A 14,836-nucleotide genomic window follows, 5' to 3' on the forward strand; every position below is an offset into this window, starting at 1 on the left:
TAACGACGTCTCACCGTTGAAACCGATTCACCTCCGGTCAAAGATCGCGTTGTAGTTGGTGCACAGACCAGACCTCACGCCAATGCTTCGGATTCAGGGGGATGCGCAGCTGCTCCGCTCATTGCTGCTTCATGCGGATAGGGCCTGCTCAGAGCGTATTGAGAAAAGCTCTCAATCCGAGGCCCTTATTGAGAATGACTTGCAATATCGACAAGGTCTCTGTACTCTTGCGAGTAATTCTCATTCGCGTTAGTTCGTGACGACCTCCGCTTACCGCTTCCTTCCGGACGATCCGGCGGCACCCTTGTCGATGCCAAGGCTGCAGACCGTCCTGTTGGATCCTGCTGGCCGAGATCAGGCCACTGTTCTTGAAGTCTTGGAAGGTGTCTGTCGGGTGTATTGCCCTTGCGAAGAGACCGAGGGGATGACGTTGGCGTTTTTGCAGTCTGGCGACAGGCTCCGCACCGACCGCATGTGCAGCGAAGGTGCCTGCGTCGAAGCCTTAACGGCATTGAAGTTTCGTCGTGATTCAGTCTCCACGGACGAAATGGGTATCGATGCAGTGAATGAATGGACCTTGCAGCTCCTGCGTGTGCGTCATCTCGGTCAAGCAGAGCAGCGTCTTCATGCTCTTTTGGCCCTGCTGGTGAACCGACTCGGACTCCGTTGCAGCGACACCTATCAGCTTCCCTTTCGCCTCACCCACGATCGCTTTGGTGAGCTGATTGGAGCAACACGCGTCACCACTACGCGTCTTCTTTCGAAGTGGCGTCAAGCTGATTTGGTTGCTATGGCACCTGGTGATGTCACGATGCGACTCTCTCCTGAACTCATCAACTCATCACCCCTGCAATTTTGAACGCCGTGAATGTGAATACATTCGGAGTTCTTGGAGACCTCTGCAAAGAAACTGAGTGGATATGGCAGCGCATGCAGTCAGCCAGTCGCTCCATTCAACGCTGTCAGCATCCGCGCCTCAAGGAGCGCCTTATCGCAGAGATATCCCTACATCGCAATCGATGTCTGGCAATACAGAGTTCTTTGGCAAAGATCAAAAATTATCTTGATCCTCAATCAGCTCAAAAACATTTACTGGAGGAGTTGCTCTTTCGATGTTTATCCCATAGGCTCTCGGCGAACCAAATCTATTGAATAAAAACTCTTGTCTTGTTTGAGGCCTACATAAAGTGTTGGCCTCAATTTTTTGTCTGCAATTTTCAGAATTCTGATCATGGCAAATAGTGTGCCTCTTGAGCTACATTTGACACCACGACAAGCATGCAATGTTCATAATTAGTTGTCTGGTATGGCCATAATAAATGGGTCTTCCTTGGACGGGATCGACAGCCTCATTTAAATCCAATTTGTCGTTGGTGAATCGACAAAATTGGGGAGGTTTTTTGGATATGCCCAGCCTTATAGGCTGGGCTTTTCTTTGGGTTTGGATCCGTTTGAGTGGATGTGCATCACCTTTCGATCAATGATCAATGATCAATGATCAACGATCATTTGTTTGCTCACCATTAGAACGATTTTTTAAATTTGAACAACGAGGCTATTTCCATCATGCTTGTTGGATCTCAGATTTTAGAAGAATTCATTGATCACATTGAGCGAGATGACTTCGTTCGCTTGCGTTGGCTTAAACGCATCCGAGAGTCAGGCTTTGATCAAGCACTTTCAGAGTATCGAGAAAGTTTGATTTGTTCAGAAACGCTTGAGACTAACATTTTCCAGATACATCAAGGTCAATGATTTGCTTGGTTGTATCTGATAGCACTTGGATCTGAAACAAGCTTCAAACTGGCTGGCAAAACTTCTGAGAAAATTATGGGGTGATTTGAATTGCATGGCTTTCACAATCTTCTTTGCAACGTCAACTGGTAAAACTGAAGACGTCGCTGATCGGCTGAAGGAGCTTCTCCCCGGAACGGAAGCGAAGGATGTCGACAACATTGACTCAATTGATGAGTTGGTCTCTGCCGAGTCGTTGATTTGCTGTGTTCCGACATGGAATACTGGTGCTGACGAGGCACGCTCTGGAACGGCTTGGGACGATTTGGTTCAAGAAATCCCAGACAAAGATTTTGCTGGGAAATCTGTAGCCATTGTCGGCTTGGGAGACTCTTCTGGCTATTCAGATTTCTTCTGTGATGCTATGGAAGAACTGTATACAGCATTTCTTCAATCTGGAGCTAAATTGATTGGTAAAGTACCTACTGAAGGCTATACCTATGATGATTCGAAAAGTGTGATTGATGGTAAGTTTTGTGGTCTCGCAATCGATGAAGACAATGAGTCGGAGTTAACAGACCAACGTCTTCAAGCATGGGTTCAGCAAATCAATGCAGAGTCGTAAGTTCCGCATTTGAATTCAATCAAAAGCGCCCTTAAGGGCGCTTTTTTTTAACGGTGCACCCAGTCCACACGAACGTCCTTGCGCTGGTTGAGATACTTATCAATCGCCATCGCTGCAATGCAGCCATCTGAACAAGCGACAACAGCCTGCTTGAAGGGAGTGTTGCGAATGTCGCCGATTGCCCAAACTCCTTCTACATCGGTCATCATGTCATTGTTGACACGAACTCCTCCATTGGCATTGATTGGTATTTGCTCTTGGAGGTAGTCGGTGATCGGTAATGAGCCAGTGGAGTAAACAAATGCACCTTGAACCAATATTTCTTGCGTATTATCCTGCCCAAAGGATTGCACCTTGACGCTTGACACACCATTCTCGTCCCCCTCAATCGAGCTTAATCGTGTTCTTTTCCAATGCTTGACATTGCTGGAATCAAGTAATATCTGAACTTCAACTGAATTTATGTTTGGCTTGTTGTTGGTTATCCAATGTACTGTTGATGCGAACTTTGTTAGAACAAGTGCTTCATCGATTGCTTCTTGGTTTGATCCATAGACCACAACTTCTTGATTTTTGTAGAATGCGCCATCACAGGTTGCGCAGTAACTTACACCTCTGCCAAGAAACTCATTTTCCCCGGGTAGTGTCGATGCTCTTCCCATCGCACCCGTCGCTAGAACTAAGGTCTTGCCGACGAATGTTCCCTCCGGTGTGTAGACGATCTTTTCAGTATCCGACATACTGATTCCATAGACTTGGGCTTGTTTATATTCAGCCCCATAGCTGATTGCCTGATTTCTCATCGTCTTCAGAAGCTTTTCTCCTGATGCATCACCTGCAACGCCAGGGTAGTTGGCAATTTTGTGAGTAATCGCTAGTGCTCCAACAGCTGGATTCTTATCCAGGATGATCGTTGATAAATTTGATCTTGCTGTATACAAAGCACAGGAACAACCTGCAGGTCCCCCACCGATGATTACAACATCTGCATTATTGATATCTGTCATGAGAATCTTTTGATAATACTCAGATCTTGAATATTTTCAGAAGCTATATCTGAAGTTTTGTTGGGTACCATGTCAATAAAGGACTCAATCATTTTAGCGGTTTGATTCCATTCAGTGAATGGGAAAAAATGTCGACCACTATTAATCCGTTGATAACAGTCACCTGGTTTTAAATGCTGCTGCCAACGTTTGTAGCTGCATTGATCAATTACGAAATCCTTGCTGCCATTGATGACAAGAATTGGAATTTTGATTTGGTCCAGATTTTCTATCTGTGTATGTCCGACAATTGATCCATTAACGAAATCATTGTCTAGGCATTTTGCCAAGAGTCTTGCGATTATGACTTGTACGTGATCGGCATGGGTGTCTATGAGGAGACGGCTTAAGTGGCTCAATATATGAAATCTTGAGCACGGTAATTGACTTCTCATCGCTTGATAGTGGGATGTCCATTGATTGCTTGATTGGGTATCTACAGATAACAATGAAACTGAGGAAACATTCTTCGGATATTTTTTTGCGTATAGATAGGCTACTGAACCACTTATCCCATGGCCTACAAGGTGAACTGGCTCAGAAGAATTCTCTACCGTTTGCTTTAAAAGGGCATGAATGATATCAACATCACATGATTCATCAGGGTCATGTTCGAATGACCATCGCTTAACACCATATTGTTGGCTTAAAGCCTGCGCCGTACGTTTAAATAGACAATACAATGATGGTTGAAGATCAACCCAGACTATTTTACTTTTTTCCATGCGTTTCTATTTTAGTTATCCTCTTATACATCGACCTGATCCCCTCCTCAGAATAAACAGATCACTGTATTCTTTATCACAAGTGGAGTTGTCACAGTTTTTTTGAATCGGGATAAGAAAGCAAAACTTTCCCTTGCTCTACTTGATGCCTTATTCTCTTAATTAATTTTTTTTCGATGGGATCGGCTTTAGCTTCGTAGTCCAGCATATCTCTAAAGATACTGTCGCTGATTTTGTTGAAACATGCGATGTGTAGATATTGTTCCACAAGACTTGATTTGTTTTTGTGCACTTCACCCATTCGTCTGCTCGATTAAATGAATACCTCTATCTTCACCAAAGCTCATCTTCACAATCTGTCTTTACGACTAAATCTGATGTTGCATATGCTACGCAAAGCAGTGTATAACCATTTTCCATTTGGTCGTCGTCGAGAAAACTTTGATCTGATTGGTCAATTGTTCCTTTAATGATTTTTCCCACGCAAGTGCTGCATGCTCCCGCTCTACAGGAATAACTCATATCAATACCAGCTTGCTCTGCTGCCTCAAGTACATATTCATCATCAGGACATTCAAAATGTCTTGTTCCATCAGGGAGTCTCAATTCAATTTTGAACGACGCCATTTTTCAAAATAAAATCAAGTATAACTTTAGTATTCTTATCGCTCGATTAAATTTTACCATGTTTATGTTTCATTGGTTACATGTATAGCTTCTACTGAGTGGTGTCGTTTTTGTTTAATTGGACGAGCATTGCAATACTCTTGTTGGTAATTTTATGGAATAATTTAGGCAAGGCTATGGCGTATTTTTTATAAAAGCAAATTTTACAAATGGACAACCAACTCCCAGAGAAGGTTTCTCATTATTTAGGACATGCAAGCGGTTGGCGAAAAAAACGCTTGAAGATTGCTATGGCCCTAAGAAATCAAGGATGGACACACAAGCTAATTGCTGAGTATTTAGAGGTCTCACCCAAATCACTGATGCGCGACATAAAATGTTTTATTATCGATCCACAGGGATTACGGACATCTTCGTGAAAAAGATGTCCGTAATTGATACTGTCTCTAGGCGTAATTTTTCTCTTATGCCTGAAGAGAGGCTGGTTTGTTATTCCCTTGATCCAGCTCGCTGTCGATGAGCAATAAGGCTGCCGCTTGATTATCGGCGAATTTGACGCGTCCCAGCATATGTCCGAATTCATATTCAGATTGTGTTTGCATCTCAACCATGGGGTCGAGGAATACTGTTGTTCGTGTATCACTCACTCTCTCTGCCATGGAGTAAAGCTGTTGCAATGAGGCCGTCACATCAACCTCCATTTGAAATGCAGATGCCATGACATCGGCTGGCGATTCCCAGTTCTGCAACGGAGCCTCAACGGTCTTCAGTTCAACGCTCTGACCGCGAGCGATGATGTATTCGGCGAATTGTGCAGCATGCTCATGCTCACTGCTTGATTCGTCTCGGAAGAATCGAGAAAACCCCTTCAGTGTTCGTTCAGCAAACCAGATTGCTGCGGCGAAATATGAGGCGTGTGCCTGCCTTTCCATGTTGAGGTGGTCTTGGATGGCATTCAAAAGTTCAGGACTTATTGCTTCCGCAACTGCCCGACCTGAAGGGCCAGTTTCAATAGAAGTCGCAGGATTCGAGCGGGATGTTGAAAGCATTCCTCTTGAGCAATTGATCAAATGATACGTGCTTGCGAATCGAATTGTAGAAAGCGTGTGTTATATGCACCAAGTTAAATGAGAGTCATTATCAAAAGATGATGACTGGATTGATGTTTTTGATATTTTTTGGTTTCCGAATCACCGCCAGCCAGCGTTGGCCATTACTTGTATTGCAGCTTTTTGTGTTGACCCAAGAGCGCTTATTGAGACATTGTCCGGAGTGAACCGACCAAACTTTTTCAATTCTTTTGACGTCCCAAACCCTTTTAGTGGGTACTCAAATGTTGGGCCTGCGATCGATCGAGTTCCTTGTGGAGATGAAAGGAACTCAATAAACTCGATCGCCTCTTTTTTGTTTTGAGCTGATTTTGCGACTCCAGCTGCACTGATATTCACATGGGCTGGATTTGGCATGATTAATTTTATTCCTGAGGTTAATTTCTGATCATTCTTTCCACTTGCTCCTGCTTGCATTCTCGCCAGGTAATAATGATTTACTAGCGCGACTCCACATTTTCCTTGCCCCACTGCGCGAATTAGTGAAACGTCACCGGAGAAGTATGGTTGGCTTACATTGCTGACCATTTGCTTGACCCATGAACTTGCTTTCGCTTGGCCCTTCAGAATAATTTGGTCTGCCACAAGCGACTGGTTATATACGTTCTTCCGTTTGCGTAGGCACAGTTTGCCTTTCAAGCTTGGATTTGATAAATCTGCATATGTTTCAATTGTATTTGGATTGACGATATTTGGATTCACAATAATTGCTCTTATGCGTCTTGTGAAACCAAACCATCGATTTGCAGGATCTCGATAACGTGCGGGGATGTTCGATAGCAGTTTATCCGTCTTTACGGGTTGCAGCAGCCCTGCCTCAGCAGCGTTGTTGATTCTCGCCGAGTCAACCAGAAGAATTACATCTGCTTTTGAATTGGCCCCTTCTCTCTTAAGCCTTTCAACAAGTGAAATCCCTGTTGCTTCGATCAGTCTTACTTTGATTCCAGTTTGCTGGCTAAATTGTTTGAATGCTTTTCTATCAGTATTGTAGTGACGGCCTGAGTAAACTCTTACTTCTTTCGACTCTGCTGAAGGTATGGCGGCGAACGGGGCCACTATTAGCAGGGTGGCAAGGAATTTGAGCATGTCTAGAATCACATACACCTCTATATTAGTTCGGTCACGTGAATTGTCAGCTTATATGAACGCAGCTTATGTAGCAAATGCTCTGTGCAACTCAATGTCGTTTTCTCTTTGATCGATGGAATTTATTACCCATCCATTGTTGCCTTTTGATGAAATACAAGATATTCAACAACGACTCCTGGCCCCTAACCTCCCTTGGCGCGATGGTCGTCTAACGGCGGGTGATCAGGCGTCGTTAGTCAAGAAGAATCATCAACTTGACCCAAATTCGGAGCTTACTCTTTCAATTACCAACCGAATATCAACAGCACTTACCAGCGATCCATTAATTAAGAGCTTTACGCTTGTTCGCAAGGTTCACAGCCTTCTGGTTTCTAGATCTGACTCTGGAGATGGTTATGGTTGGCATGTCGATAACCCTTTCTCTCGTTATGGTCGACGTGACCTGTCTTTTACAGTCTTTTTAAGTGATGAAGACTCCTACCAGGGAGGCTCCTTGTCAATTCAAAGTGGTGGAGATAAGACTACAGAATTTCGATTGTCTCCTGGCCAAGTTGTTGTCTATCCTTCCTCCCTTCTCCATTGTGTTCAACCTGTTATTGGTGGAACACGATTCGTTTGTGTTGGTTGGATTGAAAGCTATGTGAAGTCTGCGGAAGACCGTTCCTTACTTTTTAATCTCGATGCTGGTGCTCGCGGATTGCTTGCCCGTCATGGTCGGTCTGATGAACTTGATTTGATTTTTCAAAGTTATACAAATGCTATCCGGCGCCTATCTTCCTGATTTGTAGCTTTTGACCTTGCCAGCTGCGTCGTTAATGACTATTTCTGATTGAGATTTGGCATAATAGAATTTTAGGTCTGTTTATGGCCAAGCCATCCGCAATTTCTGTTTTTGCAGCAGCCACCTCGCTTCTCGTTGCCTCTGCAGCTGTTCCAGTTGTCCATGCTCAGAATGCTGGTGGACTTCAAGAATGGAACACCGACCAAGGTGTTGATGAAGAAAGCGTCATGGACTCCGATGCAGCAGCCTTAAAGAAAAAGGCAGAACAAGAGGATGTCTGTGTTCCCATCGGTGAGGGCGAGAACTGCTGGTGAATCTAATCTTGTGAGATTATTTGAGGGGCATTCGCCCCTCTTTTTTATGTAAAAAAAAAAGCGCCCCGCGGGGCGCCAGTCTGTTGATCAAATGTGGATCAGAATTTGAAGGTCGTCTTGACGAGACCGCCAAACTTGTTGGCTCCATTCACTTGATGTTTGCCCTTTGCATCATCAACCCAGAACACAGCAGGTGTGATGGTGATGTTGTCGGTCACACGGAAGTCGTAATAACCTTCGATTGCAAAGTTCTGGTCGTCAGCCTTTTGCCCCTGAACTTCGGTGGCGTAGCTGGAGTAGGAACCAAAGCCAAGTCCCAGCTTGTTGCCTTCCATGAAGGCGTCATTCCAGTTCAGGCCAACCATCCAGCCCTTAACGGCTTCGGAGTTGCCGCGGTATTCACTATCAGCCCAACCGAAGTCAAGGCCCGCACTGATGGTGGGAATGAATCCGCTGTCTTCAGGTGACCAGTAGCCGCGAAGGCCAACGGCGTGGATGGGGTGAGCCAGATCCTTTGCCGTGGGTGTGGAGTAACCCATAGCCGCCTTGGCTTCTGTCTTGATCGTGCAGGTTTTCACACCCAGCTCGTCAGTGACACAAACCTTGTCCTGCTGAGCATTCTTCAGTGCGTAGAGCGCTGAAACATGCCACTTGCGGTTGCCGTAGCCAACTTGGCTGAGCAGGTAGGCATCGGTGTCTTCACCGAACATTTGCTTTTTAGAACCGCTCTTCGCACCGTCACCACCGTCGGCAACGTAGTTCACAGCAATGTTGAAGGCTGCGTCACCAGGATCGACATCCTGACGCCACTGCACACCAAAGCCTTGGCCTGTGCTGGCACCCAGAACAGCGCCGTAACCACCCAGTTTGAATGCCTTGAGGATCGGCTTGTAACGGGTTGGCGTTTCGATCATGTAGTAGTTCTCGATCAACGCACCAACGGTGACCTTGAACTCGTTGCCGATCGGGAAGCTGTACCAGAGCTTGTCAACCTTGATGGTGTTGTCACCGCTCTTGGCATCAGCCAGATAAGAGTCTGATTCGGTCCAGACGTTCTTCATGTTGCCCGTGCGAAGACGGGTGTACAAGCGATCCTTGCCGGTGAAGGAGGTGTCGAGGTTCAGCGTGTAGCGATAGGAGAAGCTGAATCCATCGCTTTCGCAGGAACCAGGCGATTTCTCGTTGCACTCGTCGCGATCGGCATACTTCACTGCGCCAGTGAAGAAGTCAGCCTGACCACGCAGTTTGGTGGTGGTGGAGAACTGGGTTGCTTCCAGTTCGCCAACACGAGCCTCGAGGCCGTCAACGCGACCCTTGAGGATGGCCAGCTCGGTTTCGAATTCCTTGAGCAGGCGACGCAGCTCGTCGGTCACTTCAGTGATCCGGTCGAGGCAAGCGTTCAGCAGGGCAGCCGCTTCGTAGCGGGTCATGGCCCGGTTGCCACGGAAGGTGCCGTTGGGGTAGCCGGCCACGCAGCCGTACTGCTCCACCAGGTTCGCCAGAGCCTGATAGGCCCAGTCGGTGGGGTAGACGTCAGAGAATTGGGTGACGCTGGTCACCTGATCAGCGGAAGCCGCGTAATCAGAAACGCCGTTGATGTTCAGCTCGGCGGCATTAGCGCCACTGGCCAGAAGGCCAAGGGCAGCAGGAGCCACCAGCAGTTGCTGGAAAAGCTTCATTGAATTCCTCACACAGGAAAGCCCAAATTGGGCACGCCCATACTGCCGTTGCGCTGTATTTGCTGCTACTCGTATAGAGCACTTCCAAGTAGCTTTTTATACGTCTGCCTGTTCTTTTCTGTTATCAGCCTCATCACAGCCCTTTTTGGAGATGTCTGTGCTCTGCTTGGGGCTTCGCTGTGTCTCTTCAGGCATCAATAAGAAGACTGACGGGCTTGTGTCATTTGTTACTCACTTCCATGTTTTGGGCCTGTTGGAGCGATTAGAGTTAAAAAGTTGATTCCCATCGGATCTTGGCCAATTCATCCGACGACAATTTACGGCAGAGCAAGAAAAAGGGCTGTAAAAAGTCAAAGTGTTCTAAATGGAAGGGTGGAACATGTCGGTGTGGCCATTGATTTGATTTGCCGGCAATATCAGTTGATTCTTTAGTTCGTCAATATAAATTTTATTAGATTTCCTGAGAGAGCTTATGCTTCTGGAAACAGTTGATCTTGTAGTTCCAATGATTTCAGCGATGCGCTCATGAGTGAGAGTGTGCTCGAGCAAATAGCCATCTGTTGTACGTATACCAAGTCTTGTCGTTAATAGTTGGAATAATTTCATGAGACGACTTTCTATGTTTGTTTCGAGTCTGACAATGTGTAGTTGTAACACCCATTCCAAGATGCTGTCATTGGATCTTTGTTCTGGATCATAGCCATAGCTTGCTTGGAATTTTGTTTCTGTTATCGCCTCTATCCTGATCCATAATTCTTCAGGGTAATTGAACCTGCATGGTTCAGATTTGCATGCAAAAGCTAAAGTCAAATCAATTGTCTTGCCTTCTTGGTAGGCGCCAATTCTTACGATTCCATCTTCTACTGTTATTTCTACGTCTTCTCTGCCTATAGGCCTATCGAGAAGCACTGTTTCCGAGGCATTAAGGAATATTGGCCTGCTCTGCCTGGGGTTATGCCCGTCCCTCGTATTCATTGACGTGCTGACGTGTGCTTTTTGATACTTCCTGATGTAGTTGCGTTACCGCCTATCTATTTACTGTTCTGTATAAACAAGTCATCGTGGTTTTGTGTTGAATGGATTTTATAGCACGTTGTGGATTGTTGGCTTTGTTCGTTGTTGTGATATTTGCTCTTTTTGAGGTTCGATATGACACATTGCGGCGTCGTGATAACGGTTCTCTGCCTGTTAATGCTTCAACCACAGCATTTTTTCCGGCCTAATCGTCTCCAGGGCTTCCATGTGCTCGTTGGTTAGTGCCTGAGCGGCCTGATGTTGACCTGCAAGAGACAGGTGCGACGCTCGTCCGAAGCACCAGTCTTTGATGTCATTGAGTGTCTTGGCTCTATGGCGATTTTTGTTGATATTTTCTGATGGCATGTCTTCGCTTGATGGTCCTCTTATTTTCTCGCGTTGTATTTATAGCTTTCTTTTTTGTGTACGTTTGAACGTAGTCAATTGTTGCCTCCCCTGTAACCATTGGTTTTCTTCTCTTTTGGGCCTGCCATTTGAAGCTTTTTGACTTTAACCCCACTTTTGGCCTTCAACGTTTTTTGGCGGCGCCTATCTGCACGTGCTTAGTAGCCCTTGGTGGTGTTTTTTTGCTGATAATCATTCTCGCTATTTTCTTCACTCTTTGTGTTGGTTTGTTCTTTTATTTGCCTCTGATGTTTCAAGCCTCTATAGATATCCGCAGATCATCCGTCCGTTATGCCTTCAGCCCTACTTCGTTGTGCTTGTGAGCGTTGCACCTGCGAGGTTCAGGAGACTAAAGCTGTGATTCTGCATGGTCTGAACTTCTGTTCAGAGGCCTGTGCCAGCGGCCACCCCAACAACGAGCCATGCCATGGCAGCGGTTCCTGTGGATGCACCTGCGCGGAGTGAGCGAGTTGGGGTGAGCTCAACCCCCTTTCGATCGGGCCGGCCTCAGCAGCATCGTCAGCCCAGACACGGTGACAACAATGGTCAGCCCTCCCAGCAGGATTGGATAAATCGGTTGGAGGTTCAGCCAGCCGAATTGTCCCGTGTGCAGCTTGAGCAGCCAGAAGGCATCGATGTTCCGCTCAAGGAGCAAGCTGTAGAGGGAGCCAGTGCCTGCTGTAATCAGCAGTGGTGCTGCGGCGATTGGCACCAGCCAGCGGTGGATGCGTCGTGCCTGACGGCTCGTTGTTCTGGAGGTTTTCATTGCTTGCGCAGCTGTTGATGGAGTTTCCGTTCATCAGCGCAAGGCATCCAGCGTCCGTTGTTCTCGTGAACGCTGGTGCAACCGATTTCGGCAGCTCGCTGCTGAGCTTCCGCCTCGGTGGCGTAGAGCCCTTTGCCGTGGGCCAATCCTGGCGTTTGGTTTACCAAGAGGGTCACCACACCGACGGCAAGAGCCGTTAAAGGTTGGATGGCGGTCATTGGTTCAGAAGCCTTCGCAGTGTTTGATGGCTTTCAAGTAATTCATCTTGCCCGGGTGTGTGTTTCCGTCGGTGTTGATCGCGACCCGCATGGCGATCTGGGCATCGACGCAGCGGTTGTAGCGATCGGTTTTGACGGCTTGCGGAATCAACAGAACAGCAATGCTGAGCAGGCTGAGGCTGCTGACGGCAGCCAGCACCGGATAGGCGTGGGCTCTCACCATTTCACGCACTGTGAGCTGTTGTTGGGTGTGATCGTCCATTTACTGATGGCGATTGCCCCAGCGTATGAACGCCCTTTCCGTTTGTTTGGTCTGAATGAACGAGGCAGTCAGCCAAAGCCCCGCCCCGAGGCGTGGACGGGTTCTCCCGCAATCCGAAACTCGATGTGATCAGTTGCGGGGTCGTACAGGGTGTAGTTCCTCCCTCCGCCAATACCGATCACGCTGCGCTTGGGTACGGCCTGTTCGCTCTGCTCTTCTCCGGCATGGTCCTTCACATGCGATTGGATCGATCCACCGGAGAGTTCAAGCCGGAACTGACGCTGGCAGCGTGCTGTGAAGAGGCGATTGACATCCAGCCGCGTCAGGCGATCCAGTAACACCAGGGCAGAAGTGTCTTCTGTCAGCCGGTCACCAACATCAGCTGAACTGCCATGGATAAGGGCGCAGTCGAGTTCGATGAAACCGAACTGCAGCGATGCCAGCCAGTTGAGATGGTCTGCATCCACGGAAGCAAGAAGTGCGTTGACGCCAGCCTCGCCGTGCTCTTGTCTGAGACCTTCAGCCTTGCGCTCCCCGCGGTAGCCAGACTCAGCAAGCAGCTGCTCTTCCCACCAGCCATAGATGCATTCGGGCTGGAGATCAGCGCGATGCGGCTGTCTCAGACGCTCGAGCAGTGCATTGCACTCGCGTTGTGATCCGATCAAATCACCAAGAACAAAGAGATTGGCGACTCCTCGTTGTTGCATTAACTCCTTCTGGATCTGCTCGTACAGATCCAGGTCTCCTTGGAGACCACTCACCAGGGCCCAGCGTTCCATCAGCGCTCACACACGTGGCTGGCATCTTCAGCCCGCTCGGCGTATTCGAATCCGTGGCTGAGCCTCCAGGCAAACACTTCCGGTAAGCCCGCATCAACAATGGCCTGACAGGTTTTGGCGACGTCGTAGTCGACCTCTCGAATGGTGACGTCTCCTGTGTTGTCGTCATGGATCACATAGGTCGCCTTCGTGCTCCCATGACGTGGTTCCCCCACGGAACCAGCGTTGACGATCCGCCGCATTGGCAGTTCCAGCTCATGTTCTGTTGGTGTGCCTTGATCGCTTTGTTGCACCTTCACCCGAATGGACCCCTGCCGTAGTTCGCGCACATAGGGCTGGTGGGTGTGGCCGCAGAACAAGGTTTCCGCTCCCGCTGTTTCAACCCGCTCAAGGGCTGCAAATGCGTTCATGTCAGGCAACAGATACTCGTGCTGACTGTTGGGACTGCCATGCACAAACAGCAGCTTGTCTCTGCGCAATGTCATGGGCAGTTCGGCCAGAAATGCTTTGTTGGCCTCCGTCAGCGTTGCGGCTGTCCAATGGTGGGCACGATGGCCTCGCCGTTCCGCCAGCTGGGAGGGATAGCTGCATTCACAGGCATTCAATCCATCAATGATGTCCTCATCCCAGCACCCCTGGCACGTGTCAATTTGCCGCTGCCGCACCAACTCCACCACCTCATTGGGCTGTGGTCCGTAACCAACAAGGTCGCCCAGACAGGTGATGGTTTTGATCCCGTGGGAGTCAATGTCGTCGAGGACGGCCTCAGCGGCTGCCAGGTTGGCGTGCAAACAGGAGATGACGGCATGCTTCATGTCAGTCAGCTTTCCAATGTGGGTTGTTGTTGTTGCTGGAGCTGTTGTTGTTGCGCGGTGAGCACGTCATCTGCGAGCAGGCAATCGTTGATGGTTGCCTGCATCCCTTCAGGATTGAGTGCCTTGCCTTGAACGACCAGTTCTGAAGTTCGACTGGGGCGCCCCGTGGGGGGAGCCGTGGCGTCCAAGGGCAGAAACTGTGATCCCTGTTGGCTCACCATCCAATTGCAGAAAAATGCACGCCCGTCGGGGAGATTCATCAATCCTTTGGCGCGGTACACATCGCCGTAGGCACCATTGACGAGTTCAAACCAGAAGCTGCTGAGGCTGTCTGGGTCCCAAACACAACCTGAAAGGGATGTATGCCAAGCCTCAAGCTTGCTGAACTCCAAGGTGTCATTCGAAGGCAACTCTGGGTCTCGCCCAAAGTGCATCACGTGGTCAGGTTGCAGCTGCAAGGCGTCCAGCTTTGAGCGGACGTTGATTCCGAAGCCATCGATGCCCTCCTGGGTGGGAGTACGAAACCTCTGAACTTCGATCAACGTGAGCGCATCGTCCTCCTCCTTCAGGTCTGCTGCATTGGATGGAGTCGCCTCCTCAAGCCTGGGGATCTGGTCCTTGAGCCAGTTCAGGTCGATACCGCTGTCGGCTCCCTGCTCAAGCCCCGCTTCTGGTTCTTCCTCCAGGCGCAGGTAGGCGCAGGGGCCGCCGTGATCTTGAAGCGTTTTGAGTGCCCAGGATGTTTTTCCGCACCCCGGAGGACCTGAAATCAGGCACACCTGACCCATCGCAGCCTCCACAAAGCTCGAGAATCATTCTCATTATGGTCGCTCGTCGCTGTCCTGTCG

At 48.4% G+C, this 14,836-nt stretch carries 19 protein-coding genes; 5 read left to right on the forward strand and 14 right to left on the reverse strand.

Annotated elements, in window-relative coordinates; translation table 11 throughout:
• Positions 1 to 310: 310 nt before the first annotated feature.
• A complete protein-coding gene (locus FZZ92_RS02225) occupies positions 311 to 859 on the forward strand; it encodes a Crp/Fnr family transcriptional regulator (protein WP_115025453.1) in 549 nt (182 codons plus the stop codon).
• 990 nt (positions 860 to 1,849) lie between these two features.
• Positions 1,850 to 2,359, forward strand: coding sequence for a flavodoxin FldA (gene fldA, locus FZZ92_RS02230; protein WP_115025444.1), 510 nt, complete (start codon positions 1,850 to 1,852; stop codon positions 2,357 to 2,359).
• A 47-nt stretch (positions 2,360 to 2,406) separates the two neighbouring features.
• Here fldA and FZZ92_RS02235 read toward each other — a convergent pair whose 3' ends face one another.
• From FZZ92_RS02235 to FZZ92_RS02260, 6 genes are all read right to left on the reverse strand, one after another.
• Positions 2,407 to 3,366: an NAD(P)/FAD-dependent oxidoreductase gene (locus tag FZZ92_RS02235; protein ID WP_226422475.1), complete on the reverse strand. Its 960-nt coding sequence runs from the start codon at positions 3,364 to 3,366 to the stop codon at positions 2,407 to 2,409.
• The gene (locus FZZ92_RS02240) at positions 3,363 to 4,130 is read right to left on the reverse strand and encodes an alpha/beta fold hydrolase (RefSeq protein ID WP_226422476.1); all 768 of its coding nucleotides are present in this window, start codon (positions 4,128 to 4,130) and stop codon (positions 3,363 to 3,365) included. The genes FZZ92_RS02235 and FZZ92_RS02240 overlap by 4 nt, the downstream gene beginning before the upstream one ends.
• Before the next feature lie 91 nt (positions 4,131 to 4,221).
• Positions 4,222 to 4,431 carry a hypothetical protein gene (locus FZZ92_RS02245; RefSeq protein WP_115025447.1) on the reverse strand — a complete coding sequence of 70 codons (210 nt, stop codon included), beginning with the start codon at positions 4,429 to 4,431 and terminating at the stop codon, positions 4,222 to 4,224.
• Positions 4,432 to 4,463: 32 nt separating this feature from the next.
• Positions 4,464 to 4,757 carry a 2Fe-2S iron-sulfur cluster-binding protein gene (locus FZZ92_RS02250; RefSeq protein WP_226422477.1) on the reverse strand — a complete coding sequence of 98 codons (294 nt, stop codon included), beginning with the start codon at positions 4,755 to 4,757 and terminating at the stop codon, positions 4,464 to 4,466.
• Positions 4,758 to 5,221: 464 nt separating this feature from the next.
• Entirely contained in the window at positions 5,222 to 5,806 is a 585-nt protein-coding gene (locus FZZ92_RS02255) for a ferritin (RefSeq protein WP_226422478.1), read from the reverse strand.
• Positions 5,807 to 5,947: 141 nt separating this feature from the next.
• The gene (locus tag FZZ92_RS02260; protein WP_226422479.1) at positions 5,948 to 6,952 is read right to left on the reverse strand and encodes an extracellular solute-binding protein; all 1,005 of its coding nucleotides are present in this window, start codon (positions 6,950 to 6,952) and stop codon (positions 5,948 to 5,950) included.
• 115 nt (positions 6,953 to 7,067) lie between these two features.
• On the opposite strand from FZZ92_RS02260, the gene FZZ92_RS02265 reads away from it, so the two are divergent.
• Positions 7,068 to 7,736, forward strand: coding sequence for a Fe2+-dependent dioxygenase (locus FZZ92_RS02265; RefSeq protein WP_115025450.1), 669 nt, complete (start codon positions 7,068 to 7,070; stop codon positions 7,734 to 7,736).
• A gap of 83 nt (positions 7,737 to 7,819) precedes the next feature.
• Positions 7,820 to 8,050, forward strand: coding sequence for a hypothetical protein (locus tag FZZ92_RS02270; RefSeq protein ID WP_115092966.1), 231 nt, complete (start codon positions 7,820 to 7,822; stop codon positions 8,048 to 8,050).
• Between the two features lie 98 nt (positions 8,051 to 8,148).
• On the opposite strand, the gene FZZ92_RS02275 is transcribed toward FZZ92_RS02270, so the two are convergent.
• Together FZZ92_RS02275 and FZZ92_RS02280 are read right to left on the reverse strand one after the other, a co-directional pair.
• Positions 8,149 to 9,729, reverse strand: coding sequence for an iron uptake porin (locus FZZ92_RS02275; RefSeq protein WP_226398591.1), 1,581 nt, complete (start codon positions 9,727 to 9,729; stop codon positions 8,149 to 8,151).
• Positions 9,730 to 10,089: 360 nt separating this feature from the next.
• Positions 10,090 to 10,704 (reverse strand): helix-turn-helix domain-containing protein, encoded by a 615-nt coding sequence (locus tag FZZ92_RS02280; RefSeq protein WP_226422480.1) that lies wholly within the window; start codon positions 10,702 to 10,704, stop codon positions 10,090 to 10,092.
• A 735-nt stretch (positions 10,705 to 11,439) separates the two neighbouring features.
• Between FZZ92_RS02280 and FZZ92_RS02285 the strand changes: the two genes are divergently transcribed.
• Entirely contained in the window at positions 11,440 to 11,613 is a 174-nt protein-coding gene (locus FZZ92_RS02285; RefSeq protein ID WP_226398589.1) for a metallothionein, read from the forward strand.
• 16 nt (positions 11,614 to 11,629) lie between these two features.
• On the opposite strand, the gene FZZ92_RS02290 is transcribed toward FZZ92_RS02285, so the two are convergent.
• The 6 genes from FZZ92_RS02290 to FZZ92_RS02315 form a co-directional block, all read right to left on the reverse strand.
• Positions 11,630 to 11,914, reverse strand: a complete 285-nt coding sequence (locus FZZ92_RS02290; RefSeq protein ID WP_226398588.1) for a hypothetical protein — start codon at positions 11,912 to 11,914, stop codon at positions 11,630 to 11,632.
• Entirely contained in the window at positions 11,911 to 12,132 is a 222-nt protein-coding gene (locus FZZ92_RS02295; protein WP_226398587.1) for a DUF3721 domain-containing protein, read from the reverse strand. Before FZZ92_RS02295 ends, FZZ92_RS02290 begins: the two co-directional genes overlap by 4 nt.
• 4 nt (positions 12,133 to 12,136) lie before the next feature.
• Positions 12,137 to 12,394, reverse strand: coding sequence for a hypothetical protein (locus FZZ92_RS02300; RefSeq protein WP_226422481.1), 258 nt, complete (start codon positions 12,392 to 12,394; stop codon positions 12,137 to 12,139).
• Between the two features lie 68 nt (positions 12,395 to 12,462).
• On the reverse strand, positions 12,463 to 13,173 hold the full coding sequence (locus tag FZZ92_RS02305; protein ID WP_226398585.1) for a phosphoesterase: 711 nt from the start codon (positions 13,171 to 13,173) through the stop codon (positions 12,463 to 12,465).
• Positions 13,173 to 13,988 carry a metallophosphoesterase gene (locus FZZ92_RS02310; RefSeq protein WP_226422482.1) on the reverse strand — a complete coding sequence of 272 codons (816 nt, stop codon included), beginning with the start codon at positions 13,986 to 13,988 and terminating at the stop codon, positions 13,173 to 13,175. The genes FZZ92_RS02305 and FZZ92_RS02310 overlap by 1 nt, the downstream gene beginning before the upstream one ends.
• A 5-nt stretch (positions 13,989 to 13,993) precedes the next feature.
• Positions 13,994 to 14,776, reverse strand: a complete 783-nt coding sequence (locus FZZ92_RS02315; RefSeq protein ID WP_226422483.1) for a GTP-binding protein — start codon at positions 14,774 to 14,776, stop codon at positions 13,994 to 13,996.
• Positions 14,777 to 14,836 lie beyond the last annotated feature (60 nt).

It is taken from the genome of Synechococcus sp. MU1611, assembly GCF_020514255.1.
Lineage (GTDB): Bacteria > Cyanobacteriota > Cyanobacteriia > PCC-6307 > Cyanobiaceae > Parasynechococcus.

Excerpts from the sequence above, each read along its gene's own strand:
- FZZ92_RS02260 (WP_226422479.1), bottom strand. The coding sequence starts at position 6,952 with ATGCTCAAATTCCTTGCCACCCTGCTAATAGTGGCCCCGTTCGCCGCC.
- FZZ92_RS02290 (WP_226398588.1), bottom strand. The coding sequence starts at position 11,914 with ATGAAAACCTCCAGAACAACGAGCCGTCAGGCACGACGCATCCACCGC.
- fldA (WP_115025444.1), top strand. The coding sequence starts at position 1,850 with ATGGCTTTCACAATCTTCTTTGCAACGTCAACTGGTAAAACTGAAGAC.
- FZZ92_RS02300 (WP_226422481.1), bottom strand. The coding sequence starts at position 12,394 with ATGGACGATCACACCCAACAACAGCTCACAGTGCGTGAAATGGTGAGA.
- FZZ92_RS02250 (WP_226422477.1), bottom strand. The coding sequence starts at position 4,757 with ATGGCGTCGTTCAAAATTGAATTGAGACTCCCTGATGGAACAAGACAT.
- FZZ92_RS02265 (WP_115025450.1), top strand. The coding sequence starts at position 7,068 with ATGGAATTTATTACCCATCCATTGTTGCCTTTTGATGAAATACAAGAT.
- FZZ92_RS02270 (WP_115092966.1), top strand. The coding sequence starts at position 7,820 with ATGGCCAAGCCATCCGCAATTTCTGTTTTTGCAGCAGCCACCTCGCTT.
- FZZ92_RS02295 (WP_226398587.1), bottom strand. The coding sequence starts at position 12,132 with ATGACCGCCATCCAACCTTTAACGGCTCTTGCCGTCGGTGTGGTGACC.
- FZZ92_RS02245 (WP_115025447.1), bottom strand. The coding sequence starts at position 4,431 with ATGGGTGAAGTGCACAAAAACAAATCAAGTCTTGTGGAACAATATCTA.
- FZZ92_RS02315 (WP_226422483.1), bottom strand. The coding sequence starts at position 14,776 with ATGGGTCAGGTGTGCCTGATTTCAGGTCCTCCGGGGTGCGGAAAAACA.
- FZZ92_RS02305 (WP_226398585.1), bottom strand. The coding sequence starts at position 13,173 with ATGGAACGCTGGGCCCTGGTGAGTGGTCTCCAAGGAGACCTGGATCTG.
- FZZ92_RS02235 (WP_226422475.1), bottom strand. The coding sequence starts at position 3,366 with ATGACAGATATCAATAATGCAGATGTTGTAATCATCGGTGGGGGACCT.
- FZZ92_RS02255 (WP_226422478.1), bottom strand. The coding sequence starts at position 5,806 with ATGCTTTCAACATCCCGCTCGAATCCTGCGACTTCTATTGAAACTGGC.
- FZZ92_RS02285 (WP_226398589.1), top strand. The coding sequence starts at position 11,440 with ATGCCTTCAGCCCTACTTCGTTGTGCTTGTGAGCGTTGCACCTGCGAG.
- FZZ92_RS02225 (WP_115025453.1), top strand. The coding sequence starts at position 311 with ATGCCAAGGCTGCAGACCGTCCTGTTGGATCCTGCTGGCCGAGATCAG.
- FZZ92_RS02275 (WP_226398591.1), bottom strand. The coding sequence starts at position 9,729 with ATGAAGCTTTTCCAGCAACTGCTGGTGGCTCCTGCTGCCCTTGGCCTT.
- FZZ92_RS02280 (WP_226422480.1), bottom strand. The coding sequence starts at position 10,704 with ATGAATACGAGGGACGGGCATAACCCCAGGCAGAGCAGGCCAATATTC.
- FZZ92_RS02310 (WP_226422482.1), bottom strand. The coding sequence starts at position 13,988 with ATGAAGCATGCCGTCATCTCCTGTTTGCACGCCAACCTGGCAGCCGCT.
- FZZ92_RS02240 (WP_226422476.1), bottom strand. The coding sequence starts at position 4,130 with ATGGAAAAAAGTAAAATAGTCTGGGTTGATCTTCAACCATCATTGTAT.